Source organism: Shewanella gelidimarina (assembly GCF_023283945.1).
Lineage (GTDB): Bacteria > Pseudomonadota > Gammaproteobacteria > Enterobacterales > Shewanellaceae > Shewanella > Shewanella gelidimarina.
In genome coordinates, this window is the sequence record NZ_JAKIKW010000012.1 from 12,811 (window position 1) to 38,691 (window position 25,881).

Annotated in this window: 20 protein-coding genes and 1 tRNA gene; 12 read left to right on the forward strand and 9 right to left on the reverse strand. The window is 42.0% G+C overall.

All coding sequences use genetic code 11. The annotated features are described in order from the left end of the window. The first annotated feature begins 12 nt into the window (after window positions 1-12). The 4 genes from L2729_RS11655 to L2729_RS11670 all read left to right on the forward strand — a co-directional run bounded on the left by L2729_RS11655 (window position 13) and on the right by L2729_RS11670 (window position 6,058). The gene (locus tag L2729_RS11655; protein ID WP_248988425.1) at window positions 13-1,584 is read left to right on the forward strand and encodes a sensor histidine kinase; all 1,572 of its coding nucleotides are present in this window, start codon (window positions 13-15) and stop codon (window positions 1,582-1,584) included. Then, on the forward strand, window positions 1,584-2,936 hold the full coding sequence (locus L2729_RS11660) for a sigma-54-dependent transcriptional regulator (RefSeq protein ID WP_248988426.1): 1,353 nt from the start codon (window positions 1,584-1,586) through the stop codon (window positions 2,934-2,936). Before L2729_RS11655 ends, L2729_RS11660 begins: the two co-directional genes overlap by 1 nt. 870 nt (window positions 2,937-3,806) lie before the next feature. Next, window positions 3,807-5,087: a magnesium transporter gene (locus L2729_RS11665; RefSeq protein WP_248988427.1), complete on the forward strand. Its 1,281-nt coding sequence runs from the start codon at window positions 3,807-3,809 to the stop codon at window positions 5,085-5,087. A gap of 113 nt (window positions 5,088-5,200) precedes the next feature. Further along, entirely contained in the window at window positions 5,201-6,058 is an 858-nt protein-coding gene (locus L2729_RS11670) for a hypothetical protein (RefSeq protein WP_248988428.1), read from the forward strand. Between the two features lie 112 nt (window positions 6,059-6,170). Here L2729_RS11670 and L2729_RS11675 read toward each other — a convergent pair whose 3' ends face one another. Together L2729_RS11675 and L2729_RS11680 are read right to left on the reverse strand one after the other, a co-directional pair. After that, the gene (locus tag L2729_RS11675; protein ID WP_248988429.1) at window positions 6,171-6,836 is read right to left on the reverse strand and encodes a LysE family transporter; all 666 of its coding nucleotides are present in this window, start codon (window positions 6,834-6,836) and stop codon (window positions 6,171-6,173) included. Between the two features lie 110 nt (window positions 6,837-6,946). Continuing rightward, on the reverse strand, window positions 6,947-7,771 hold the full coding sequence (locus L2729_RS11680; RefSeq protein WP_248988430.1) for an AraC family transcriptional regulator: 825 nt from the start codon (window positions 7,769-7,771) through the stop codon (window positions 6,947-6,949). 186 nt (window positions 7,772-7,957) lie between these two features. Here L2729_RS11680 and nadE point away from each other — a divergent pair, with 186 nt between their 5' ends. After that, window positions 7,958-8,788, forward strand: coding sequence for an NAD(+) synthase (gene nadE / locus L2729_RS11685; protein WP_248988431.1), 831 nt, complete (start codon window positions 7,958-7,960; stop codon window positions 8,786-8,788). Between the two features lie 76 nt (window positions 8,789-8,864). On the opposite strand, the gene L2729_RS11690 is transcribed toward nadE, so the two are convergent. Then, complete coding sequence (locus tag L2729_RS11690; RefSeq protein WP_248988432.1) at window positions 8,865-9,329, reverse strand: DUF6942 family protein; 465 nt, start codon at window positions 9,327-9,329, stop codon at window positions 8,865-8,867. Between the two features lie 112 nt (window positions 9,330-9,441). Between L2729_RS11690 and L2729_RS11695 the strand changes: the two genes are divergently transcribed. After that, window positions 9,442-10,881 carry an alpha/beta hydrolase gene (locus L2729_RS11695; protein ID WP_248988510.1) on the forward strand — a complete coding sequence of 480 codons (1,440 nt, stop codon included), beginning with the start codon at window positions 9,442-9,444 and terminating at the stop codon, window positions 10,879-10,881. On the opposite strand, the gene L2729_RS11700 is transcribed toward L2729_RS11695, so the two are convergent. Beyond that, window positions 10,871-13,060, reverse strand: a complete 2,190-nt coding sequence (locus L2729_RS11700) for a sensor domain-containing diguanylate cyclase (protein ID WP_248988433.1) — start codon at window positions 13,058-13,060, stop codon at window positions 10,871-10,873. The genes L2729_RS11695 and L2729_RS11700 overlap by 11 nt on opposite strands. A 464-nt stretch (window positions 13,061-13,524) precedes the next feature. On the opposite strand from L2729_RS11700, the gene L2729_RS11705 reads away from it, so the two are divergent. Further along, entirely contained in the window at window positions 13,525-13,749 is a 225-nt protein-coding gene (locus L2729_RS11705) for a cytochrome c3 family protein (RefSeq protein WP_101091833.1), read from the forward strand. A 67-nt stretch (window positions 13,750-13,816) separates the two neighbouring features. Here the strand turns inward: L2729_RS11705 and L2729_RS11710 are convergent. The 3 genes from L2729_RS11710 to L2729_RS11720 all read right to left on the reverse strand — a co-directional run bounded on the left by L2729_RS11710 (window position 13,817) and on the right by L2729_RS11720 (window position 16,138). Continuing rightward, a tRNA-Pro gene (locus tag L2729_RS11710) sits at window positions 13,817-13,893 on the reverse strand. A gap of 157 nt (window positions 13,894-14,050) precedes the next feature. Further along, a complete protein-coding gene (locus tag L2729_RS11715) occupies window positions 14,051-15,835 on the reverse strand; it encodes a DUF3413 domain-containing protein (protein ID WP_248988434.1) in 1,785 nt (594 codons plus the stop codon). A gap of 84 nt (window positions 15,836-15,919) precedes the next feature. Next, complete coding sequence (locus tag L2729_RS11720) at window positions 15,920-16,138, reverse strand: YejL family protein (protein WP_248988511.1); 219 nt, start codon at window positions 16,136-16,138, stop codon at window positions 15,920-15,922. 462 nt (window positions 16,139-16,600) lie between these two features. On the opposite strand from L2729_RS11720, the gene yejK reads away from it, so the two are divergent. The 3 genes from yejK to L2729_RS11735 all read left to right on the forward strand — a co-directional run bounded on the left by yejK (window position 16,601) and on the right by L2729_RS11735 (window position 19,612). Then, window positions 16,601-17,629, forward strand: coding sequence for a nucleoid-associated protein YejK (yejK, locus tag L2729_RS11725; protein WP_248988435.1), 1,029 nt, complete (start codon window positions 16,601-16,603; stop codon window positions 17,627-17,629). Between the two features lie 239 nt (window positions 17,630-17,868). Further along, window positions 17,869-18,750, forward strand: a complete 882-nt coding sequence (locus L2729_RS11730) for a 6-carboxytetrahydropterin synthase (protein ID WP_248988436.1) — start codon at window positions 17,869-17,871, stop codon at window positions 18,748-18,750. Window positions 18,751-18,769: 19 nt separating this feature from the next. Next, complete coding sequence (locus tag L2729_RS11735; RefSeq protein WP_248988437.1) at window positions 18,770-19,612, forward strand: M23 family metallopeptidase; 843 nt, start codon at window positions 18,770-18,772, stop codon at window positions 19,610-19,612. Window positions 19,613-19,727: 115 nt separating this feature from the next. Here L2729_RS11735 and L2729_RS11740 read toward each other — a convergent pair whose 3' ends face one another. Then, window positions 19,728-20,237, reverse strand: a complete 510-nt coding sequence (locus L2729_RS11740) for a DUF2062 domain-containing protein (protein WP_248988438.1) — start codon at window positions 20,235-20,237, stop codon at window positions 19,728-19,730. 77 nt (window positions 20,238-20,314) lie between these two features. On the opposite strand from L2729_RS11740, the gene L2729_RS11745 reads away from it, so the two are divergent. Then, complete coding sequence (locus tag L2729_RS11745; RefSeq protein WP_283104216.1) at window positions 20,315-22,636, forward strand: DNA internalization-related competence protein ComEC/Rec2; 2,322 nt, start codon at window positions 20,315-20,317, stop codon at window positions 22,634-22,636. Window positions 22,637-22,669: 33 nt separating this feature from the next. After that, the gene (gene msbA, locus L2729_RS11750; protein WP_248988440.1) at window positions 22,670-24,493 is read left to right on the forward strand and encodes a lipid A export permease/ATP-binding protein MsbA; all 1,824 of its coding nucleotides are present in this window, start codon (window positions 22,670-22,672) and stop codon (window positions 24,491-24,493) included. 144 nt (window positions 24,494-24,637) lie between these two features. On the opposite strand, the gene L2729_RS11755 is transcribed toward msbA, so the two are convergent. Further along, the gene (locus L2729_RS11755) at window positions 24,638-25,873 is read right to left on the reverse strand and encodes a tyrosine-type recombinase/integrase (RefSeq protein ID WP_248988441.1); all 1,236 of its coding nucleotides are present in this window, start codon (window positions 25,871-25,873) and stop codon (window positions 24,638-24,640) included. Window positions 25,874-25,881: the final 8 nt, after the last annotated feature.

The window sequence follows — 25,881 nt, forward strand, 5'->3', positions numbered from 1 at the left end:
AAAGAGTCGATTATGTCTATTAAACGTTATGTCTTTCTGTTGTTCGGAGCACTTATTCTTATGCTGGCGATAAGCCAGCTTTTTGTGGCTCAGTATTTTAAAACTCAACTGCAACAAGAGTTAGAACAAAGCTCAAAATCACTGTCTAAAAGTTTAGTCAGCGTGGTGATCCAAAGAGCGTCCGATATCGACAGTTGGGATTTTGAACCAGCAGACTCAAATGAATTAGTGACGGAGCTTGAAGACAATAAAGAATTTGTCGCCGAGCTTGATGAAGAAATTGCAGATCTAGAACAAGAGATAGATAACCTTGCACAATCGCTGGTAGAGATAAGTGTCGATAAGAGCACATCAGCACTGGCTGGCAATGACTACCAAAAACATCAATTGGCAATACAAGAGAAGGTTCAAGCACTGTTGGTAAAAGAGCGGCGTTATATGGAGGATGAACGAGAGAACTTGCAGCAACTGAAGCAAAAGGCGGCTAAAGAGTATCAATTGAGGGTGGAGGAGAGTCTTGAAAACTTTGAGATCCATACTGATGATTGGTTGCAAGCGGGCCGGGTGTTGATCGTTGATGGAGATGAAAAGGACGGCATGCTCATCCGTGAAGAGCGCAGTATTGAATTGCCTAGTCAAGGCGCGAATCATCTGCTTGAGCGCTTTAGTGAGTCAGTATTGTTTGTCATATTACTGACCAGTGTGATGGCTCTTATCCTCGCATATTGGTTAAGTCATCACGTTACCGAGCCTTTAAGTGAACTCGCTGTGGGCCATCAAAAATTGGGTGAAGGTAAATTTGGTATACAGTTAAGAGAGCAGGGCGTTAAGGAGCTTAAACTGATAATGAAGGGCTTTAACCGCATGAGCCAAGCATTGGAAAGTTGGAAGAAAAAAGAGCAGCAGATGTCTCAACAGCAACATCTTGCAGATCTCGGCCAAATTACACGGGGTATCGCTCACAGCTTAAGAAATCCGCTGCATACTCTTGGTTTGCTGTCGGAGCAAAGTATCTACACTGAGTCACAAAGTGAGCGTGAAGCGGTAAACCAAAAGATGCAAAAGAAGATTGCCCTAATGGATAAGAGCATTCAATCACTACTGACTCTTTCAAGCCATGAGGTGCTAAGAGACACACTAGTGCCACTTAACGCCATCGTACAAGACATTCTGTTAGAGCTGTCGATCTCTGGCCTCAAGCCCAATGTGATTTTTGATGCAAACAAAATAGTGGCTGTTTACGGTGCCGAATCAGAGTTAAGAAGCATCGTGCATGCGGTATTGGTCAATGCCGTTGAAGCAGATACTAAGCAGATTAAAATTGAACTTAACCAGTCTGAGCATGAAAAATATGTCGTGATCACTGATTGGGGTAAAGGCATTGAGCCTGCGATTAAAAGCCAAATGTTTAAACCGCATATAACCACAAAATCAGAAGGCTCGGGTATGGGGATTTACATCGCAAAACGCCTTATTGAGAGCCACTACAACGGTGATATTTGCTATCAAGACAATCCAGAAGGTGGAACCATCGCCACTATTCTATTTATCGAACAACAGCCTAGTCAGAAGGAACACTATTGATGAGCCAGCAGCCTTTTCATATTTTAGTGGTAGAAGATGAGCCCGATCAACGCTCGCTTATTTGTCAAATGCTGACAGCAAACAATTACGTTGTCAGTGAAGCTGACAGTGTCGAACAGGCTATTTTGTTACTGAAAAAGAGTGTACCCGATCTCATATTTTCAGACTGGAAACTTGGTCAATTGACCGGTATGGATCTGCTAACGTATGTAAGGCGAGAGCATGCAGAGCTAGGGTTTATTATTGCGACAGCCTACGGAACCATTACTCACGCAGTAGACGCGATGCAGGCTGGCGCAGATGATTACCTGTCCAAGCCTTATCAGCGTCAATCATTGTTCATGGCCATTGATAAAGTGGCTAAGTCACTTAAGCTAAAACAGCATAATAGGCGTTTAGCGTCGGAACTTTCACAGCAACAGGAACTGGTGGGTTTAGTCGGAAAAGCCCCTTGCATGCAAAAGGTTTATACACGGGTGCAGCGAGTCAGCGCTACTGATGCCACAGTGTTAATTGGGGGTGAAAGCGGCACAGGTAAAGAGCTTGCTGCAAGAGCTTTATATCAACTGTCGCAAAGACATCATAAACCTTTTGTCGCCATCAATTGCGGTGCAATCCCCGAAAGCTTGGCTGAGTCTGAGTTGTTTGGTGCAGAGAAAGGAGCGTTCACCGGAGCAACTATCCAAAAAATCGGTAAACTCGAAGCCGCAAATGGCGGCACCATCTTCTTAGATGAAATCGGTGATTTACCTTTATTGCAGCAAACGAAGTTACTCCGTTTTTTGCAAGAGGGGGTCATTTCTCGCTTAGGCCAAAATGGTGAAATCAAGCTGGATGTTAGAGTTATCGCGGCAACCCATCGAGATTTACCTACCGAGGTGGCAGAAGGGCGATTTAGAGAAGATCTGTATTACAGGCTTAATGTTGTCCCTATCCATATGCCGCCACTAAGGGAACGCCAGGAGGATATTGGTAGGTTGGTTGAGCACTTTTTAAAACTTCACAGTAGCCAGTACAAAGTGGCATTACCTAAATTGACACCGATGACATTAAAGCAGCTATTAGATCATTCATGGCCTGGAAATGTGAGGGAACTGGCGAATCGAATCGAACGCTTTGTCTTACTAGGCGATGAAGACGAGATGGTCGATGAGTTAGCTTGTCAGCCTAAGCCACTTAATACCAGTCAATTTTCATTGCCTGAACAAGGGCTCGAATGGGAGGTATTTGAAAAAGATTGTTTGGAACAGGCAATGGATAAACATCAAGGTAATCGTACTAAAGCCGCTAAATTCTTGGGACTGAGCTATAAAGCTTTCCTGTATCGATTAGAAAAATATCAATTGGTGTAAGTTCGTGTCCATTTATATTAATGGTTTAAAATGTCACCTCCCTGTGAATATTGATAATCACAGGGGTTATTAATTGATGCGGTTTTAATTTCATTCCTTAACCAAGACTTAATGCAATGTTAATTAAAACTTAATTTAATCAGGCGGGTGTACGGTTACTTTGTTGCGACAGCTGTCAATTGAATGGAATCTGGTAATATGATAATATGATAATATGATGTAGATTAGTCTATTTTACATTGACATATACGTTGTTAGGATTATAATCCAGCTCAAATAAATGACATCAGGACATTCTATGGACTCCGACAGTTTAAAGGGAACTTGCCGAGGCAATATAAGTTATTTTGGAGATGGTTTTTAATAAAACAATAGTGTTTTATTAAGAGCCCTCTTTTGATTTTTACTTTTCGCTTCAAACACTCCCCAATATTGATTATTCCACCTTGCATTAACTGCCCTTTGTGACAGTAATGGTCGTTTTGCAATACTATATAAAGCTCAGCTTTGTGATGTGCTAAATCATTGTTTGGTATGGTTATCTGGTTAGTCTGTGAGACTTTTAATCCTTTGTGAATTAAGGCTTTGCTTTAATCTGCTTCTATTTTATAGCGATAGTTTAGGAACGTATTATGGAAAATGAAATCCCTCCGAGTAGAGAAAACAGTGACGGTGGAAAAGTATGGTAATAGTTAATATATAAATTGTTTATCCTACTGCCTATTTACATCCCACCTCGCTGTTTATTTCATACTGTTTATCCATTAGTCTCAACTTAGTTAGTGCTGTTTATTTTTCAATGATAAATATCAATAGTTATTAGCTTGGGCTAAATAAAATTAACACCCTATTCTATTGGGAGGACTAAACATGTCCAACATTACAGTAAGTGCCACAGATAGTATTAATGGTCATTTGAATTTAGACTTTGAAGTTTTTAATAACTGTAAATATGAAGTTGATAATAAAGGCAGTATAAACAAGATTATTGATTTTATTAAAGAGCAAAATAGTACCGTTATCCAGCGCTGGCTTGAAACACTGTCTTTATTACAATACTTTCATATTTATAATCAATTACCAGAGGTTGAAAAAAAGACTGTTATTCACCTAATGCCTAGCGGGTTTATGAGTGACATGGAAAAAATAGAGTCACAAGCTCATCCAGTTATTGCCGTGGCGACAATCCGGCCACAGCGTTGCGTTAATGATGATATGCGGGTCAGTGAAGCGATTGAGATAATTCAGCAATCAACAAACATCTTTGATGAGCAAGTGCTTTTTATCGTAGATGATCAGGGCTGTTATCGATCGCTCCTGGAGTTACATCAATTAGTCAAATATCAGCCATCAGTAATATTGGCTGATATTGCTGGTTGGGTGGCTCCATGTCATGTCAGCACTGATAGAGAGCTGGCTGTGGCACAGTTGCAACATAGCGAGAATGATTACTTACCCTTAGTGGACTTTTGGGGTAAGCCCGCGGGGGTACTGCGTGCCAAAGAAGCGATGTCTGTTTTACAACAAGAGCAGACTCAAGATGTTGAAATGTTGATGGGCATTCAGGGTACTCACGATGATACACCTTACATGCAGACAACGGTTTTGGAACATGTTCATAAGCGAATTTTCTGGATTGTCGGGTTAGCTGCAGTTGGAATTTTATCAGGTATGGTTATTCAAAGTTATGATGATGCCATCATGGCATTGACTATTTTAGCACTATACATGCCTATGGTCGCCGATACGGGGGGGAACGCAGGAAGCCAAGCTGCAACGGTGATAGTCCGCTCTATGGCACTGGGTGAGCTAAAGCTGAAAAGTTGGTGTGATGTATTGTGGAAGGAGCTACGTATTTCACTTTTTATCGGTTTAGGCTTGGCGCTAGTCTCTTTTGGCAAAGTATTGTTTCTGTCACATAATGCTGAGTTCCCGGGTAATATAACCTTAACCATGCTAGGGAGTGCCATTGCATTAGCGCTCTTCTTTCAGGTTGTTACTGCTACGGTGATCGGTGCTGCGTTGCCATTTGTGGCAAAGTTATGTCGGCAAGATCCTGCGGTAGTTGCGAGCCCCGCTATCACAACCATAGTCGATGTCACCGGTCTGTTGATCTACTTTTATATTACTTCTTTGATTTTACTCAATTAATCCATGACTTGTGACATCAAATTTATCTTAGGATTCAATTTGTTGTCAATCACTGCGAAAGAGTTTTTTCTTCATTTTTCACATTATATCCTGATTAGATAGGAGGACTACTTATGTCCTATCAACAAGTAAAAAATCGTATTTCTCGTCAACTTTACCGTTTAACATCTTTTGTTATTCGGGCGTTTATACTCCTTGCCTCTGCCATGACGGTCGCGATGGCAATGACGAATAACACCATGGATCAGCATCTTGCTAAGCAATCAGAGTCTGCCTTTCATGTCGACTTGGGTGTCGATTCACAGTATATAGACCAAGGACGCAATCTACTCGATGAGGGAGGTATTTTCTGGGGGAATGCGCACTGGGACTTGAGTTATCTGGTCCTAGACGCTGGTATTGGAAGGGCGACACATCAAGACTACACTGAATTAAATATAGGTATGGAATTTGAACTGTTATCAACTGCAATTTTTGACGCTAGCACAGGTATCCAATTCATTGAAATTTTTGGCGGTGATCGCGAAAGTGATGTTGAACTATTCACGACATTTTCCTATTCAGGAATAGATTGGTTTACGCCAATCATTGAACACACATACTCACTTGGGGCTAATGGGCATTATGTTGAAATTAGCCTGCAAGGCATGAGTATTGTATTGGCTCGTGGCGTGTCAGTAACACCCTATGTGACCCAAGCCTTCGATTATGAGTTTGTCGTTGACGGTTATAACGGAGTTAATCATTTTCAAATGGGTATAAATGTGGATTACCCGATTAATCAGCGTGTCTATTTATCTGGACACCTGAGCCATATCACACCACAAAAGGGCATTGAGTCTGAACGTAATGCACAAATCAATTCAGCATCCAGTACTGACTCGACAAGCAAATCGGGGGCTGAAGTGAGCGAGACAAAGGGAGGCAGTAAACAAATGTTTGCTGGGATCTATCTGAGTTGGTACTTCTAATGCCTATGAGGTTAATAAACTGACTCATGGTGTGGTTGTGATACTCACGTATCAAGTCTTCTTTGCCGCAGTGCGGCGGCAGATAAGCGAGTTTTGACGAGTAATACCACGCTTAAAAAGCGCCGCAGACGATGATCACTGCAACGGAGATAAAGAGCAGGCCGGTAACCAAATTGATGATTGGGCTCGCTTGCTTAACTTTTTGCTGGATCGTCGGTTTTGACAGTACTAAGGCAATGAATATAAACCAGATCAAAGATAATATTAACATAATAAATACTGCGACAATCTTGGTGAGCAAGTTGATATCTGGTGTGATCAAAGCTGAAAATAAGGTAATAAAGAACACCATTGCCTTTGGATTAAGTAAGTTGGTGTACAAACCTTGCAGAAACCCTTGTTTGATGGAAAGTCCATTATGAGCTGCATTGGTCGTTATTGTGGATCCCAGTTCAATAGCATCCTTTTTAGCCCGCTTAGTTTGAAAGTGTGTTATCGCGCTACGAACGGCACCTATACCCATCCAGCCTAGATATGATGCCCCGATGAGTTGGACTGCAATAAATAGCCATTGCGAACTCTTAATGATCACGCTGACACCGGTAAGGCTAAGTAAGCTATGCAGTAAGATAGCCACTGAGATCCCTATCGCGGCAGCAATGGCAGTGGCGCGACTTTCTTGGCTTGCCATTTTTACGACTAACGCAAAATCGGGTCCAGGACTGGCGAGTGCGACCGAATGAATGATGGCTAAAGAGAGCAGCAATTGCAGTTCCATAAGAAGGTCCGAATAATAATATTGTCTTCTATGATGGCGGATTGTTGCAGTTAGGTATTGTAAATTATTGCAGGTTGGACAAAATATTGATGCTGTGAAAGATCCCGTTACTAAAGCACTCGCTTTTGAAAGTGTGATGGCGTGATAAGAAAGGCACTCTTAAACGCTTTATTGAGATGACTCTGATCGTAAAAACCGACTTGTTGCGCAATGTCTATTATCGGTTTGCCTTTGATTAACGCCTTTTTGGCATACTCCAGTCGTATGCGTTTTAAATAGGCGTGTGGGGTCATACCTGTTGCCGCTTTAAATTGACGTAAAAACTGAAACTTACTTAAGCCTGTGGCAACGGCCAAATCATCGAGTTTAAATTCTCTGTGCAGCTCATCGTGAAACTGACTCTTAATATTACCCAGCTGTTGTTGGGAGAGGGCATGACGAGTAGGCGCGAGAGTGTGAACAGCCCCAAATCGTTCAAATAGTTCAGTGGTTAAGGCTAATAAATGTGTCTCTATCGAGAGCCTCGTTTGCTGTGTCTGGGGACTGGTGAGTATTTTATGTAAATGTGAAAAGGCGAGATGCAGGTCGGGGGCCCAACAAAGAGGCGAGCTGAAAAATTGTTCATTAATGTAAAGCTCATTGGCGATTTGATTGACATAATCTACCGGGATAGACATAACATTGGCTTGATAACCTTGTGCCTGGGTACTTTGTCCATTATGTGCTTCGTCGGGGTTTAGGGTTGAAATAAATCCTTTATCAAGTTGATAGCTGGTTCCTTTATGCTGATATTTTTGTCCACCTTTAGTCACCACGCCTATGTGATAGTCGAGATGAATATGTTGATCGAACTCAAAGCGCTGAAAGCTGGCTTTACTGAGCTCGATGTCAGGCACTATTGGGTTGTGCCAATATTCAATTTTCTCTTCGATCATTCATTTTCACCATTCGAAGCGGGATTACGCTGAGTGTTTTCTATTTTAGCGGTTGGTTAATTATATAGGCTAGGAAAAAATTGCAGTAGTAAAATATGTTGCAAGATAACACTGTATTAATCAGTATTTTGGCTCATAATACCAAGCTGATTTGCTAAATATCGTCATTTTATTGGAGCACAGCTTGTGAAGGGACAGATTCTACGTGAAATGAAGGTTCAAGCGGCTATTGAGCCAGAGTATGAAGTGCAAAGACGTGTGGCCTTTATCAAACTGAAGCTCAAGGAATCACACTGCAAGAGCCTCGTACTCGGGATCAGTGGTGGCGTTGACTCCTCGCTTACCGGGCGCTTATGCCAGCTTGCTGTTGATGAACTTAATCAAGACATTGCTCAGAATGATTACCAATTTATTGCCGTTCGTCTGCCTTACGATGTACAACAGGATGAAGATGAGGCTCAGTTAGCATGTCAATTTATCAATCCGTCTAAACAAGTGACAGTGAATGTTAAACAAGGAGTCGATGGGGTTCATAGTGAAACCATCAATGCGATTGAATCTGCTGGAATGATACTGCCTGATAGCGCTAAAGTGGATTTTGTAAAAGGCAATGTCAAAGCCAGAATGCGCATGGTTGCTCAATATGAGATAGCAGGGCTAGTGGCAGGTTTAGTGGTAGGAACTGATCACAGTGCAGAAAATATTACCGGTTTCTATACCAAGTGGGGTGATGGAGCATGTGATTTAGCCCCATTATTCGGCTTGAATAAACGTCAAATAAGACAGATGGCTCACTTTTTAGGCGCGCCCGATATTTTGGTCCATAAGGCGCCGACTGCAGATCTTGAAGAGGGACAGCCTCAATTAGAAGATGAAATAGCACTCGGCCTGACGTATGACCAGATAGATGATTTTCTTGAAGGCAAAGAGGTTAGTGAGTTCGTCAATAGTAAATTGATTGGTATTTACCGCGCGACGCAGCATAAGCGTGACGCAATCCCGACAATTTACGATTAACGGTTAATCACTTAAAAAGCGCCTATAGGCGCTTTTTTTTGGTCTGCTAAACTTAACGATTATTATGCTACTCGGGCTAATCAAGCGGCTGTAATCCGAGTTCTTGTCTTAATTGATTAATCTGTTTGTTAGGGAATTGCCGATAATCTAAATATGGACAAAGATAAATGGACTGATGTGGGTGTTTCAGTAGGCTGCTACATTGAGCGCTGATGGGAATAAATTCCGCTCTATTTATTTGCAGACTCAGTGCGCTTTCCTGGCCACATATAATGTGAACTTTCGATTCGGATTGCAAAGATAGGGCGGTAATCGCTATCGACTCTTCTTGTTTTAATAATTGCGTATCACGATAGCGTCGCCAATCTTGGCCATTAACGGTTATCTTTGCCATGATAGTTAGAATTTTCCGCCAATGGTTACCATTTAATACCATCATGGATTGCGTTGCATTTAAATCCTGGTAACTCCAGTTCTCTGGAAGCTTTGGAGAGGTTGGTAGATAAAAGCAAGTTGTCGCCAGTTCTGTTCCGATCATCATAGTGTCTATTTGTTTCGCGTTAAAAGCAGTGTAAGTTAGTGTTATCGAGTATGCATACTATTTCGATTTATTAATGAATACCAACAACTTAAATCAGTGAGTTAATTTGATGATGAAATCCATTATTATTGGTTCAACTAAGCATTTGGCATTTGCACTGTTTTACTCTTCAGTGGGCACCTGTATCGCCTTGATCGCGGGTGCTGTTTGGTATTTGAATTCACGCCCTGCACTGGATTTATGGCACACCACGGAGCTTGAGGCGCAATATAGGCAACAACCCAGCATTGCCAATTTTGATGATTACCTGCGTTTGGAAGATAAACTGTTCGCAGAGGTTGAGCGTAAGGTTACCGCTAAAACAACGTCTGACTCTTTGTTAGTGGTTAATCGCTATTTACCGGGGAGTTATTCTGATCCTAATAAGTGGCAGCAAAATTGGAATCGAAGCTTTGAGTGGGAAAATGAGCATGCGCAATATGGCGTGTTGCTACTGCATGGAATGTCAGACTCGCCTTATACAATGCAATATTTTGCAAAGCACTATCAAGAATCGGCTCATGTTCTAGGGTTAAGATTACCAGGCCATGGAACACTCCCCTCTGGGCTTACCGATATAAATTGGCAGGACATGGCAGCAGCAGTCTCTATTGCTGTAGAGCATATGAAACAGGTTCTGCAGGATAAACCGCTGTATGTGGTTGGCTTTTCAACGGGGGCTGCGCTGGCGCTTAATCATGAGTTAGAGAAGTTAAGGCTAGGGGATGCTGGTGATTTTTCTGGATTGGTCTTTGTCTCACCCGCAATAGGTCTACCACCAGTGGCAGCAGGCGCAAAATGGCAGGCGATACTGGGCCATTTTTTGGGGTTAGATAAGCTAAGCTGGAACAGTATTCAAACTGAATATGATCCTTTCAAATACAGTTCATTTGCGGTTAATGCTGGGGATGTGGTTTATCAGCTTGCAAGTCGAAATGTTGAATTATTAAATCAACTTGATAATCAATCGCTTGCTCGGCTTGCGCCCGTACTCACCTTTCAATCTTTGACTGATGACACCGTTGATACCATGGCGGTACTGCGTGATCTGTATCTGAAGTTGCCGGGCAAAAAACATGAATTGGTGATATTCGATATTAATCGTACTCAAGTTAACTTAAGCCTAATGCCAACGGATCCTCTGCTCCCTTTCTTTGATTTAGTTGACACGACGGAACTAGATTTCGATTTTACATTAATCGAAAATACTGGGGGGAAAATAGGAGCGGTACAGGCAAGACATCTCACTAATGGAGCCAATGTAGAAGCTGTTATTCAGCATTGGCCTAAACAGGTTTATTCATTGTCCCATGTTGCCTTACCCTTTCCCCAAGACGACGAGCTATATGGTCCATATAAAAAACAGGCTGGCAATAGGATCCAAATCGGTGCAGGAGCTTCAAAAGGAGAACGCGGAGTGCTTAGCGTTCCTCCAAGTGAGATTCTTCGACAAAAGTGGAATCCATTTTTTGGTTATATGATGGACAAAATGGATAAGGTTATTACTGATTAACATCGTTTTCAGCTGGGGTTTCTGACAAGGTTGTAAATACCAATTTATTTCGACCGCCATTTTTAGCGCTGTACAAGTTGATATCAGCTTGTTTTATCCAGTCTTCAAGAGAATCACTGTAAGTGCCATTAGCGATAACGGCTCCAATACTCGTGGTCACATTAAAAGGGGCTGTATTACCAGGGGGAGCAATGATGGTGTCCGCCAGCTTTTGTTTAAAGTGTTCAAGGTGAGATTCTATTTTCAATGCGTTACACAAAGGCATAATGATGAGGAACTCCTCTCCGCCAAAACGCACGATAATATCCCCATCCCTTTTAAAGTCATCGTTTAGCAGTTTTGCAACGGTCTTAAGCGTGAGATCGCCACTTAAATGACCATAGGTATCGTTTATATGTTTAAACCTGTCCAGATCCAATAAGGCAATGGCAATGACTTCATCACTTCTTTGGCAGTTATCTTGGATTATTGAAAATTTATCTTCAGCATAGCGGCGATTATAAAGCCCTGTGAGTGAGTCTTTTTCTGCAAGTGTCTTTAACTTAATATTAGCCTGCTCTAATTCATATGTTCTTAAGGCTACTTTTTCTTCTAACGCTAATTGGTAGCCAATGAGCAAGCTCTTGCTTTGCTTAAGACGCATATAGAGTGAGTAGACCTCTTTAGGTGATTCGTCATCAATGCCGTAGTCATGATTATCGTTTTCATTTGAGGTACTGAACCTATTGGCAATTCTCTCTAATGGCAGCGTCAACCTGGCGCTGATAACCCGAGTAATAAAAAAAGTAATTAACAGTGAAATAACCAGTATGGCAAAGGTTGCTAAATACATGTTTTCGACTAACAACACTAAAGGTCTAAAGGGATTAAGCACGTACAGTGTCCATTTATTTTCAAGCTCGAAGGACGCAAATACATATTCAGGTGCCATGTTGTCTTTATCAATAATATTTAGCATCGGCAAAAGACTTGTATAATTAGCATTGTTTTGTGAATAGCTAAATGCAGATAGTGGGTTGATACTCAGCTCCGGCGAAGCAAAAATAACCCGATTGCTACGGTCAACGAGTACCATAGATTGATTTTTGAATTTTTTATTCGTTTTATCTATCTCTCTGAACTTGTTTAGATCCAGCGAACCTTCAATAATCCCAATAGGATGGTATGCATTATGAGGAGCATAAAGAGGGGCACTTATTGCCACGATAGGATCGTTACCAAAACCTCGACCTAAAAAGACCGGTGATATGAAGTTCCGTTGGTTTACAAACGATTCAATAAAGTAATCTCGATCAATAACACTGAGGTTGGTATCGTTATCGGTGAGATCTTGTAATCGTGAAACAGGACTGGCAGCTTTGATATGTCCTTGTTCGTTGGCAATGAGCATAGTGATAAAGCCTGGGTACATTTGATGCAACTTAGACAGCGATAATTGCTGTTGAGCTAAGGTTGTCTCGCTTAAACTTAACCCGCTTGCGGCATTGTTTAACGCTTGAACATGAGTATCGATATAGGCTTGAGCCAAGGTTCCTAACTGCTGCGCTGATTCTTTAATGTTATCGCTTAATAGTGATTGATAACGATTAATAAACTGATTATTAAAAAGTAGCGCAGCTAAAAGTAGCGCTAAGGAAATGACAAGAGTAAATGCGTAGGTTAACTGCGCATTAAAAGTGCGTCGTTGCTTGTGCTTAGCTTTCGGTTGAAAATGCCCAAAAGAGGGCGTTAAGATAACAAGTAACGAGCCTATTCCTGCATAGAAAACCCCGTTAATGCCTTGCTTTAGTATGATAAACGGTAGGTGGCTACTGGGTAAGTTGGTATTGAATATGGCGTACAAATAAAACAGTGGCATCCCAATAACAATCCAAAAAATGATGCTTGCATAGAGCGAGTAGATATCTTTCCGCCTTGCTAAACCTAGGCATACGGCTTCTATTGGAAACAGTAAATAAACATGCCAACTATCCCACTCCATAAACAGCCCTGACACAGATATCATTGCTGTATAGAGTGCATACCAAGGGCCGAATAAGATGGCGCAAATAACGTAACTGGCATTACCGAGAATAAGTTGTATATTGGCAAATAGAGGCAATGGGTAGAGGTTAATAATGAAACCGACTAGCCCTAATATGGATGCAATGAGAAATTTTTTCTGGTTGATATTGTCCAAAAGCGAAACCTTTGATTCGGCTAAGTAAGAATACTCTGTAGCCATTTTTTATTATAAGTTACTTGTTACAATCTATTAACTTTTCTCCCTGATAGCAACTGTTAAGGTGCCACTGAACTGGATTTTGGTGCATTTAGTCATTGTTGATTAAGGTCGTTGTATAAAAAAGTCGCGATTTGAATTTTTGCTGAGTTTTTCCTACCTTATTTAATCTGAGTCACTTACGGACATGATCGAGTTCACAACCTTGATATCGAGTCATTTTTTATTCCGCATTTCTTCATCAATAGGGCATTTTTTAATATTCAGTTAATAATAATTCATATGATATTAGCCATGGACTTCCATGGTCTAAGTCTCTATTAATTAATAGACTTTAGCTGGTGGGGTTTTTGAACGTGCATCTTAAATCGATGGTGGAAAATCGTATTTAAGTGCAACTACTCCGTGATTAAGGAACTGTTATGAAATACTTATCTATGTTCGCAGTATTGGTTTTTTCCGCTTCAGCTATGGCTGTTGATTGTACCGATTGTCACGAAAAAATCGACGTGGCTGCCCACACTGAAATGGAAGCGACAATCAACACTTGTAACGATTGTCATGATATGGCGAGTGCGCATGAGCTTGATGCTGAGCTCCACACTGTTGACTTAACAATCAAAGAGTGTGCGGATTGTCACGACTAACGACATCGTTAGCTGTTGAACACCCAATAAAAAAGCCAGCTTTTCAGCTGGCTTTTTTATTGATATTTGGTCGGGATAACAGGATTTGAACCTGTGATCTCTTGTCCCCCAGACAAGCGCCCTACCGAACTAGGCCATATCCCGAATTTTGCGACAGAACAAGTTATAAACTAAGGGGAATTCTGAAGAGCAAGCACTGTATCAAGTCATTATTGTGAGTGCAAGCGCTACATTAAAGTCTTCGATTTGTTTGGCTAGTTTATACCCAAGTTGTTTGGGGATGTCTTCTTTTTACGTTATTTTAATGAATATAAAAGCGTCTTCCTTCGCGCATCACTTCAATTAGCTCGGGTGCACTTAACTTCTTTTTAAGACGTTTTTTATATTCACTATCGAAAATTCGATATTTACCATGGCGATCAATCGTGGTTATTTCAGATTCTTGGTAAATGGCGAAAATACGGTTATCACCAGTATAGACCCATGATTCATCACTGGGCTGCATAAGACTGCTGCCGGCGCTGAAATCAGTGGCTGGGTTAGTGCAACCCAATGTTTGCACCATTAATGTTGGTACAAGGGCATTGTGGGTCGTTCTGTAGTTGATACGCTTAGCAGCCCTTTGGTTTGGCCAATGGATAACCATCGGCACTCTAACACTGTCAGGAGATAGATTGGTTCTGGCTTCGTTAGGATTGCTGGTAAATATCTTCCCGCTGACACCAGTAATCACAACCATGGTGTTCTTGGGTAGGTCACTCAAGATTTTTTCGAGTTGAGTATCGATAAAGTTCAAAGATTGACGGTATTGGTTGAATAATACTTTTTGTGCAGGCTTAAGTGCTTTGTCTGCTTTTACCGTTTTAATCCCCAAGAAACCGATAGGAGTATCGTAGCTATCGGGTGATTTTAGGTTTAATAACGTAAACCAAGGTTTTGTTGTTGTTTGGGTCCATTGGCGCCAGTTGCTAATCGAACTGAGGTCTGAGCGGGCATAACTATCTTGGTGTTGAGCATCAATACGTTCAAAGTCATTAAAAATGGCTTGGGGGCGAGTAAGAGTATCGACGGTGGTAAATAAACCTAATTGGTAGCCGCTGGCGATGAGTTCTTGAGTCAACACCGGGCTTTCATAGTGAAGGTCTATAGCGTTCATATAACTGCCTTGCAAGCCATAAAGTAGGCTAAACATGCCGCTATTAAACTGGTTGCCGCCGCTAAGATGCTGTTGAAAAGAGAGGTTTTGATTAGCGTAGGCTGCTAAAACGGGCATGGTCGTATCATTAACGAGCTTTGCTTGAAGGCTGTCAATGGCAATAAATAGGATATTAGGCTTATCATCCGCTACGCACTGCATTGGCGTTAGAGGATATTTAAGACTGACTTTCGGCCGGATGTTCGTTTGATGAACTTGAGTGTTATCAATGCCATAACTTTCCATAAAACTTCTTGCTGTCGCGGGATAGGATAGTGGATAAGCATCATCAAATTGTGTTATTTCAGTGACTTCGGCAGCATCTCCCCATATGTGAATGAGGTGACTGGCGATAAAGCACAAACCAACAACGACAACAACTTTGTTGCCATAATTGCGCTTACGAATTTTTTCGATACGCTTCCATAGATAATTAGCGAGGGTAAGCTCAATCGCTAAAATACCGATAGGCGTAATAATATAGGAGGTACCTTGCAGTAGCCCGTTGAGATCAGTCCACGCTAAGTCAAACACAAAAGGGCTGAGATGCAGACCGTAGTCGTCATAAATAATGGTGTCGTATAGCAATATACACAAGCTTAAGGTCGCCACAACGGCCGCATAGCCTCTGAGGATTTTTGAGTAAGGTAGCAACAAAGTGACGGGGAAAATGAATACCAGATAGACCATGAAAGCCAGAAAACTGAAGTGGCCAATGGTACTGAATGCAAGGTAAACCGAGCCAATAATCGATTCAGGAAAACCGACAGTGTCGAGATACCGATAACCAACCACAATAGCAAGCAAGCCATTAATGAAAGCGAACCAATGTCCCCAGCTTACTAAGCGTGAAACTCGATCTCGTCCTAACTGTTTTTGTCGCTCAACCATGTTGACCCATTATTCTGTAAATGCGGTTAATGGGTTTAATCACTATCGTTAAACCCTTACTCAATGTGGTTCCTACATTTAATCTTAGTTATTTTTTACTGACTGAGATAATGCTTTGGCAAACTGCTCGGTAACAACGGCGCGAGATTCTGCAGGCACTTTGTTTTGCAATAAATGTGTAACGCAATTGCCAAGTGCCATCAGACTCAAGTCTGTGGGTGCTTGGTGCTTATCTAACACTGCTAAAAGTTCAGCAATGATAGACTCAACTTGCGTGTTTGAATATTTTGATTTGATAGCCATAATTGAAAAATTCACTTTAAGTCCTGATTAACGGCATATAATAACGGATTTTTTCAATAAGCTCTGCACTTTTTACCATTGAGCGAGTGCTTTTATCATTTAACTAATCGATGCTGTGAGTAAGGTCGTGCTTCCATATTATTCTGAACATAGCGGTTAAATGCATAATCGGCAAAGAGTATTATTCAAACCACGTTATTCAACTTACACCTTTTAGTCGGAAATACGTTGATTTATTCATCTTTTATTGTCTTTCATTAGCGTGCTTTTTCAGTGTAATCGATTACACTTTTAGCCACTATTTTCCGTATGGATTTCTGGGTTTTGTCTGGTATGATGTCTGCCGAAATGTTTCCTGCACAGCGGATGATATCTTACGACTGTGGTTGTAAACTGACTTATCTATTTCATATAGAGCTGACTACCAGGCTATCGCTCTAAGCAACTTTCTATCGAGGCTCAATGAGTATTAACGTCGAACAAGCAATTATCCATGCCATTTCTCAAGATGGAGAAGGTCAGCTCAGCTGTCGGTTACGCCCACAACCGCTATTAAATAGTCAAGCCGTTGAGACGATGTTAGATGAACTCCATCACACCTATACAGGTAAGGCGGGTAAAGGCTTTGGCCACTTCGGCATTAGTGGTGAAGATGGTGAAGCTAACACCAAATTTGAAACCGCACTGAGCCAATACCGTAATAACGCACTGGGCTTTGTTGAGTTTTCGGGTATTGCTGGCAAATTGTTGCAAGAAGAGTTAGCCAAGTATGACTTTAGTACTGGTGGTTTCCTGCTACTGTCCTGTTATACCTACATGACCAGTGATTACCTTTTTGTGTCGCTACTGAACGCCAAGTCATCGATGACCGTTTTAGATGATATGGAGTTAACCCAAAATACCCACCTTGATCTCAACAATATCCTCCTTGCTGCTCGGATTGATTTAACGGAATGGCAAGCGGACCCTGACTCTAAAAAGTACATCTCTTTTGTCCGTGGACGAGCGGGCCGTAAAGTGGCTGATTTTTTCCTAGATTTCATGGGCTGTGTTGAAGGTGTTAACACCAAGGCGCAAAATAAATCACTATTGAATGCGGTTGAAGATTTTGTCGGCGGCAGTGAGTTGAACAAAGATGAGCGTCAAGTCGCTCGTGAGCGCGTGTTTGATTACTGCACCGAACGTTGTGATGAAGGGGCTGACATTCATATGAAAGATCTCGCTGATGAGTTAGCGGATCAAGGAATGGATTCATTTTATGAATTTGCTCAAGGGGGTAACTATGAACTTGAAGAGGAGTTCCCAGGAGACAAGCCAACACTTCGTCAGTTGAAGAAGTTTTCAGGTACGGGTGGTGGCGTAACGTTGAGCTTTGATAGTCAACACTTGGGTGAAAGAGTTATTTACGACCCAGTGTCAGACAGCATTATCATCAAAGGCGTCCCCGCAAACCTTAAAGATCAACTGGATCGTCGCTTGAAAGGCGAATAAAAAAAGAAGAGTTTAACTCTGTTGGGTTTAAACCGAGTGTATTAGCACTCGGTTTTTTTATGGCAGCAGATAATAGTCTTGATTAAGTTTAAAATGGTCGAATAATAATGCTTATCATTGTAAGCTACAGAAATTCTAAAGAGGGCAGCTAAAAAGCTGCTTTTTACCTGTTATTACATCCTGCAGCCATCGCTGCCTGGACGGTGCAAGGTAGACTGTTTTTCTACCTAGGAGCTCAAATGCAACTGTTTGTTAAAGATTTAACTGTTATTGATTTTTCTTATCTTTGTCCTATTCGTGGCATGGTAGGAGAGAGCTGGATTGTCGATGTTTTGCTCGACGGTGGTTTAGATGAGCAAAACATGGTGCTCGATTTTGCCAAAGTGAAGCGCGCAATTAAAAGCACTATAGACGATATTGCTGATCATCGTTTGTTGGTCCCTACCGCTTGTAGTGAAGTGCGTTGGCAGCAGCAAGGTGACCGAGTATGGATGGATTTCAGTAGCCAGCAAGGGGATATACATTTAGCGTGTCCTTCGCAAGCATTTGCCTTAATCCCAAGTGAAATCATCGATTTTGAAAGCGTAAATGCATTTCTGCAAAAAGAGCTAAAAGAGGTCTTGCCTGCAAACGTTGAGGGGATATCTTTGACGTTGAGAAATGAGATCCATGACGCTCCATTTTACCATTATACCCATGGTCTGAAAAAGCACGATGGCAACTGTCAGCGTATCGCTCATGGGCACAGAAGCCCTGTGACCGTATTTGAAAATGGCGCAGCGGCGCCTAAATGGGATGAGTACTGGGCTAAACGCTGGCACGATATCTACCTCGGTAGCGAAGAAGATTGTGTCTTGGTGAACACCCTAACACTGTCACCACAGACAAACGTCAGCGACAACACTCATTTTGGTTTTCATTATCAAGCGCCACAAGGTGACTTTCAGCTTGCAATGCCAAAAGCGTGTTGCGATGTTTTACCACATGATACGACGGTTGAATTGTTAGCTGACTACATGGTGCAAACCTTGTCAGAAAAAGTATCCAGCAGTGATTTTAAAGTCATCGCTTATGAAGGGGTAGGCAAGGGTGCAATTGCCAGCCGAAAAGCCAATAACTAGTATTTTTTAGGATCTCACTTTGAGCAAAATAATCCCCATCGTTATTGCAAGTCTCGTGAGCAGTTTATCGTTGCAGGTAAATGCTCAAGTTGAATTGAATGGCGACCTTAAACAAGGTTCGTTAATTCGCGCCAAAGTTCAACCGGGTACTCAGGTTTATTTAAACAATGCCACTATTGATGTCAATGCTGAAGGGCAATTTGCGTTTGGTTTTGCTCGAGAGGCAGATCTCAAGCAATTGCTTAAACTTGTTTATCCTGACGGATTAACAGAGCTAAAGCCGCTGACTTTAGCAAAACGGCAATACAAGATCCAAAATGTGAATGGGATCAGCAAGAAAATCATGAAGCCTGATCCCAAAGCCCAAAATCGTGCGGCACAAGACAGTAAGCAAGTCAAAGCGGCACGAACACAATTTACTAAAAGCAACGCGTTTAACCAAACGTTTATTTGGCCGCTAACGGGGCGGATTTCAGGCGTTTACGGCAGTCAACGTGTCTATAATGGTAAGCCTGGCACTCCACATTACGGGGTCGACGTTGCCGCAAAAACCGGGACCGTTGTGGTTGCGCCTGCAGATGGTGTTATATCGCTTGCTGTTGATGATATGTTTTACTCTGGTGGAACGATGATTATTGATCATGGCTTTGGTGTCAGCTCAAGCTTTTTACATTTGAGTAAGTTGTACGTGAAAGAGGGCCAAGAGGTTAAACAAGGCGATAAGGTCGCTGAAGTTGGCGCGACAGGCCGTGCGACAGGGCCTCATCTTGACTGGCGAGTGAATTGGTATCAGATGCGACTCGATCCAACTAGCATAGTCCCTTCGATGAAAAGTGTACTGGAAAATCAAGCAGCGCATTAGCGTCTAAGATGAGCCTCTTACATAACAAAAAAGCAGCGATAAGCTGCTTTTTTTGTTATTAAGACTGTTTACGTTATCAAAGCCTGCTGTACAGCACACTAAAATAGATGGCGTGCTATTCCTTGTTACGTTTTTTCCACTTAAAGAGCACTGAGTACTTCCATAACGTTTTAATGGTGAAGTAGGACGTAACCGAAAACAGTAATCCAAAAACCAAGCAGCCTATTAGAAAAGACGGGCCAATGGTTTCTATGGATGACTCAACCCATTGCCAGCTAGCCTCAAAGGCAAACTCTTGCGGATGATGCCCCAATATTTTTGCCCCTAGTATATAGGCCATATAGAACATAAACGGCATAGTAATGGGGTTTGTGATCCAAACAAGCGCTACGGCAACGGGTAAGTTGACGTTAAATAAAATCGCTAGCGCTGCAGCCAGTACCATCTGAAAGGGCATCGGGATCCACGCGACAAAAAGTCCAACAGCAAACGCCCCCGGTGCTGAACGCCTATTGAGAGCCCATAAGTTAGGCTTTAGTAATAGATCGCCGAACATGCGTAGATTTTTATGATTACGCAGTGTTTCAGGCTTGGGCATAAATTTTTTTATAAGTTTTTTTGGCATAACTCGAATTTACTGTCTTAACTAACTTCATTATGAATGGATTCATGTGTGGCTTTTGCGCCACGATATTATCAGCAATGATCTGGCCATCGCTCCCTCAGCTATCTTTAGTGCCGTTGTGTATTTTAATGGCTGTGGTCGTGATTCAGCGTGCCCCTATGTTAGCTGGTTGCTTATTAGCACTCAGCTGGATAACCATGTTCTATGCGTTATTAATGGACTGGGACACAGATGAAAACACTGACGCTATCAATGTTAGCGGCGAAATCATATCACTAGTTCATGCAAACGGCGACTGGATTAGTATGGATATTATGCTGGTTGATTCAATTTTGCCCCACAAGCTCACAAGAAAGCTTAGATTATCGTGGTCAAAACCGCCAAAAGTTAAGGTTGGCCAACAGTGGTTATTCACGATTAAGCCAAAGTCGATTACAAGCCCTTTAAATGAAGGAGGGTTTAATCAGCAGAAATACCTACTGAGTAAACATGTTTTTGCTAAAGGCAAGGTGACGGCAGGGCAGTTACTCAGCGAGAATAAAGGCGTTAGAGACAAGCTCATAGAACAGTTAAAGCCCGCATTGGCTGAGTACTCTTCACAAGACTTGCTGTTTGCTCTTTTAGTTGGCGATCGAAGTCTAATGACATCAGAGCGTTGGTTGCAGTTGAGAAATACCGGTACGGGTCACTTGTTTGCGATATCAGGTCTACATTTATCAGTGGCTTGCTTTTGGATATTCCTGCTGAGTAAAACGTTATTGTTTAACTTTTTGCCGACTCAAGGACGGCGTAACAATGTTATCGCTATGGTGCTTTGTGCCGTGACGGCAATTGCTTACGCCTATTTAGCGGGTTTTTCGGTATCAACTCAACGCGCCCTCATTATGCTATTAGCCTATATATCGTCATGGCTACTGAGTCGCTTTTCAAGCAGTTGGGAGAGATTGTTGTATGCGCTATTTATGGTGTTGTTACTGGACCCTTTGAGTCCACTGAGTGCCAGTTTTTGGTTGTCATTTATGGCTTTGACGGTCATTTTAATCACTATAGCAAGGTTTAATCCGCAACGGCTTGAAGCGTTAGAAACTAACGTGGCGGCCAATCAGCCTGCAGTTAGCTCAATTGCCAAAGTATTGCGAATAAAAGTGGCTAATGGCTGCAGTGGTATTCAGCACTGGATAGTCGCATTTTGGGCGATACAGTGGCGATTAGCTCTTGTGTTAGGGCTAGTACAAGCGACTTTCTTTGCTGGTACGTCGATAATCAGTATTGCAGTCAACTTTATTCTGGTGCCTTGGTTTAGTTTTGTTGTTTTACCCGTCGCTTTATTATCACTGTTGATATTTATCATGGCAATGTTGGCGGGTGTTGCTCCTGAGTCCCTTAATCTTTTCTGGCTGACACAGTTAACGATGGAACCGGTACTTATGCTATTAGACATGGGCAGCAGTATCGAGTTTGCTTGGCTTGATTTGTCAACACAGTGGGTAACTGCCGGACTGAGCGCGATACTTGGGATTTGGCTTTGTTTGCAATTTCGCACTATGCATTGGCGCTTCGCCTTTAGTGTCATGTCGCTGCCAGCCCTAATATTGGCTTATCAAGCGATATTTGGGGTGCAACATCAGCAATGGAAAGTACATTTATTGGATGTAGGCCAAGGGATGTCAGCCGTGATAGAGCGTAATGGTCGAGCCATTATTTATGATACCGGAGCCCGTTTTGGTGAAAACTTTAGTTATGCAGAACGTATAGTGTTGCCGTTTTTAAAGAGTAAAGGAATTACCAAGGTTGATTACTTAGTGATTAGCCATGCTGATAATGACCATGCTGGTGGCGTGTCAGTGGTCATGGAGGCTTACCCCGAGGCCATCGTTATAGCAGATGATAAAAGGTGGGGTACGATTAATTGCCGACCTAAAAATATTGTGTGGCAAAGCATCAATCTAGAGATTATTGGTCCTTTAAGGCCTGCTAAAGGCAATAATGGCTCATGTGTGGTGCGTTTATTCAAAGATAACAACAGTATTTTGCTCACGGGAGATATTGAACATGAAGCGGAGCAAAAACTTATACATCATAAAGGCATTGCCAGTTCAGTGATGACCGCGCCACATCATGGCAGCAGAACCTCTTCAAGTGCCCGCTTTATTGATGCGGTATCACCAACACTGGTGCTGTTTCCTGCGGGGTTTAATAACCGATATGGTTTTCCCAAGAAGGATGTTTGGGCGCGATATGATGATTTGGGTATTGATACGTTAGTCACTGGAGAGCAGGGACAAATTAGTGTTGCTTTTCAGTCCGACAGTACCAAAATTTACACATATCGCTCAGATTTTGCGCCATTTTGGTATAACCAAGTGTTTAGGTTTGGTGAGATCAAAAATCCAGAGTAGAATGCTTCTTTTGCCAATACGTAAATTCTCTCAATGACAACATCTCCTAAAAATGAAGTCTGGACAGTCTTTAAGCGCCTTCTCGGCTATTTGAAACCGCTTAAGAAAGTACTGTTTTTTGCCGTTATTGGCTTAATCATGTATGCATTAGTTGATGCCACATTTATTGCCGTTATAAAACCTTTCATTGATGAAGGCTTTGGCGGTCAAGTCAGTCAAGCCACTTCTGGTGCTGGTGGCCTAAGTAATCTCGATCTTGGTACGAGTGGTGGCTTTGGCTCTAGTAGTGACGTGTTACTGATCGCTCCTTTTGTGGTCATAGTGTTGTTTAGTCTACGTGGCTTAGCAAACTTTCTGTCGACCTATTGCATTGCTTACATGAGTGCTCGAGTGATAATGGATATGCGCCAAGAGGTGTTTGAACATTATCTGACTCTGCCTGTGAGTTATATGGACAATGAGAACACGGGTAATCTTATATCCCGCGTGACCTACGATACAGAACAAATCGCCCGCGCGACGGGGAGTGCGCTGATCACTATCGTGCGCGACAGTATTACTGTCGTCGGCATGATAAGTATTATGTTCTATTTCTCTTGGAAACTATCATTAGTTATTCTAGTTATCGGTCCCATTATCGGGTTGATCATTGCGGTGGTTAGCCGCCGATTTAGAAAAGTGTCGAAGAATATTCAAGCTGCAATGGGTGGAGTTACCGCCGCAACAGAGCAAATGCTAAAAGGCCATAAGAATGTATTATCTTTTGGTGGTCAAGAAACGGAAGCGCAACGCTTTGCGAAAGTAAATGATCAAAACCGCTACCAAACAATGAAACTTGCAACTGCTCAAGCGATTAGCCAGCCACTAGTGATGATTATTGGTTCGTTTGCGATTGCGTTTATCTTATATGCAGCAAGCATTGATAGCATGAAAGCAGAGCTCACAGCTGGTACCTTCGCGACCATTTTGGGTGCTATGTTGGCAATGTTACAACCCATTAAAAACCTTACCCGCGTTAATGCCGAATTCCAACGGGGTATTGCAGCTTGTACGACCGTGTTTGAATTGCTTGATATTAAGCCTGAAAAGGATAACGGTAAGCTTGAAGTCGAACGTGTTAAGGGTGAACTTGCATTTAACAATGTTGATTTCAGCTATTCTGGGCATGAGAAGCTGGCGCTAAACGGTATCGACTTTAAAGTTGAACAAGGTCAGACGTTGGCGTTAGTGGGCCGTTCAGGTTCAGGTAAATCGACTATCGCCAGTTTGATCACCCGTTTTTATACGGGGCTAAAATCGGGAGGAATCACCCTCGATGGCGTCAATATTGATGAGTACAAGCTCACATCTCTACGCAGTCAAATCGCGTTAGTCTCCCAACAAGTCACTCTATTTAATGACTCCATTGCCAATAATATTGCTTATGCCTACCCAGGTGAAGCTACGCGAGAGCAGATTATTAACGCTGCAACCCTAGCGCATGCGATGGAGTTTATTGACCCTATGCCACAGGGGCTCGATACCCAAATTGGTGAAGATGGTGTCATGCTCTCTGGTGGTCAAAGACAACGTATTGCGATTGCGCGAGCGATATTACGTAACTCGCCTGTATTGATTTTAGATGAAGCAACATCAGCCTTAGACACTGAATCAGAAAAAGCGATTCAAGGCGGGCTTGATAACCTAAGACAAAACCGAACTTCGATTGTTATTGCGCACCGATTATCAACCATTGAAAGCGCCGATCAAATTCTTGTTGTTGACCAAGGCAAGATTGTTGAGCGAGGCACTCATACGTCTTTGCTCGCAAAGCAGGGCGTATATTACAACCTGTATCAGATGCAGTTTGGAAGCTAAATGCAGTCTTGATTATAAGTGTCTGAATTTAAGCTTAATTATTTAGCGCATATAATTTGGGGCCAAATAGGGGCCAAAAAATAGTTAAAAAAAAGCTCAAGCAATTGCTTGAGCTTTTATGTATGAGGTGTTTACTAACGAATATCATTCGTAACTTTGATTCAATTTTATTGCCATTTCTTTTACGTAATCAGGTTTTTCATTACTGACCCATTGTCCATAAATTTTTCTGATCATTCCCCAGTCTGAATGCCCCATCTGTTTTGCCAACCATAATGGTTCGGCTCCAGCCATCAATAACTGGCTAGCGTATGTATGTCGCAATTGATACGCAGGCCTATGAGTTAAACCAGCTTCAATTAGCCAATTTTTCCAGTAATTAGTCGTACTCGTTAATTCCGGCCCTTTATAGGGTTCATTATTTCTGCCCAAAAAGACTCGTTTACGTTCAACAACTTTTGTTTTTTGATTTTTATAGTAAATGGTTTCACGACGCGATGGCACGCTAAAGGTCTCTTCTTTTTGCTGAAGTAATACTTCTAAGGCCCTAGGGAGTAACTCGATGACTCTGTGGCCAGCAGTTGTCTTTGGTGGTTTAAGATTCCCCTGACGCGTAATATTATACTTCACATGTATTTTTAGGTTTTCAAGATCTACATCCTCCCACGCAAGAGATTTAAGTTCTCCAGGACGCAGACCAGTCCATGCAAGCAATTCTGCCATTCGCTTTGTTTGAGGGATGTGAATAACGGCTATAAGCCTACTTAACTCATTTTGTGAAAATGGTAATATTGACTTGTCTTCATCATCAAGGTGTATATCGTCTTTTACGAGCTTTTTCAGAAGGAGAGTCGGGTTCGATTTAATGTATTTTTTGTCTAATGCGTGCTTCAAAATTTTATTAAATGAGCTTGTGTAATCAATAACTGTTGAGTATGTGCATGTTTCTAAAGTTCGTACCCGAAGTTTATTGAATACGTGGACCGTTATTTCTGCGATGGGCTTGTCTAAAAGATTGGAGCGCTCAAGCCAGCTTTTGATAGTTGTTAACTTATCTCTTGTTGAGTCTGTCAGGATGTTAGCGCTTTCTGCCGTATACTCATCTATGCAGCTTTCTACGGTAATGTTTATGGCAGAATTGATGCTATTTGTTGGAAAGTGCTTAAGCCAGAAGGCTTCAGGAGCATTCTTATAAAGGCCATTGGCGATGTCTTGTTTGATATTAGCCAATGTCAGCTTGGCTAATTTTATATTTGCCTTTGTAATAGGGATACTCAAAGAGCGCTTGATCGCGTTGTTGAGCTCAGGGAGCTTAAATTGCACGCGTAAGCTACCGTTGTGAGCTGTAACGCCACTAGCTTCCTTTAAATCTGCTTTCATAGATGCTG

Bases quoted from the DNA above. Each gene is read 5' to 3' on its own strand.
- L2729_RS11655 (WP_248988425.1), top strand. From the start codon at position 13: ATGTCTATTAAACGTTATGTCTTTCTGTTGTTCGGAGCACTTATTCTT.
- L2729_RS11660 (WP_248988426.1), top strand. From the start codon at position 1,584: ATGAGCCAGCAGCCTTTTCATATTTTAGTGGTAGAAGATGAGCCCGAT.
- L2729_RS11665 (WP_248988427.1), top strand. From the start codon at position 3,807: ATGTCCAACATTACAGTAAGTGCCACAGATAGTATTAATGGTCATTTG.
- L2729_RS11670 (WP_248988428.1), top strand. From the start codon at position 5,201: ATGTCCTATCAACAAGTAAAAAATCGTATTTCTCGTCAACTTTACCGT.
- L2729_RS11675 (WP_248988429.1), bottom strand. From the start codon at position 6,836: ATGGAACTGCAATTGCTGCTCTCTTTAGCCATCATTCATTCGGTCGCA.
- L2729_RS11680 (WP_248988430.1), bottom strand. From the start codon at position 7,771: ATGATCGAAGAGAAAATTGAATATTGGCACAACCCAATAGTGCCTGAC.
- L2729_RS11690 (WP_248988432.1), bottom strand. From the start codon at position 9,329: ATGATGATCGGAACAGAACTGGCGACAACTTGCTTTTATCTACCAACC.
- L2729_RS11695 (WP_248988510.1), top strand. From the start codon at position 9,442: ATGAAATCCATTATTATTGGTTCAACTAAGCATTTGGCATTTGCACTG.
- L2729_RS11705 (WP_101091833.1), top strand. From the start codon at position 13,525: ATGAAATACTTATCTATGTTCGCAGTATTGGTTTTTTCCGCTTCAGCT.
- L2729_RS11715 (WP_248988434.1), bottom strand. From the start codon at position 15,835: ATGGTTGAGCGACAAAAACAGTTAGGACGAGATCGAGTTTCACGCTTA.
- L2729_RS11720 (WP_248988511.1), bottom strand. From the start codon at position 16,138: ATGGCTATCAAATCAAAATATTCAAACACGCAAGTTGAGTCTATCATT.
- yejK (WP_248988435.1), top strand. From the start codon at position 16,601: ATGAGTATTAACGTCGAACAAGCAATTATCCATGCCATTTCTCAAGAT.
- L2729_RS11730 (WP_248988436.1), top strand. From the start codon at position 17,869: ATGCAACTGTTTGTTAAAGATTTAACTGTTATTGATTTTTCTTATCTT.
- L2729_RS11740 (WP_248988438.1), bottom strand. From the start codon at position 20,237: ATGCCAAAAAAACTTATAAAAAAATTTATGCCCAAGCCTGAAACACTG.
- L2729_RS11745 (WP_283104216.1), top strand. From the start codon at position 20,315: ATGATCTGGCCATCGCTCCCTCAGCTATCTTTAGTGCCGTTGTGTATT.
- msbA (WP_248988440.1), top strand. From the start codon at position 22,670: ATGACAACATCTCCTAAAAATGAAGTCTGGACAGTCTTTAAGCGCCTT.
- L2729_RS11755 (WP_248988441.1), bottom strand. From the start codon at position 25,873: ATGAAAGCAGATTTAAAGGAAGCTAGTGGCGTTACAGCTCACAACGGT.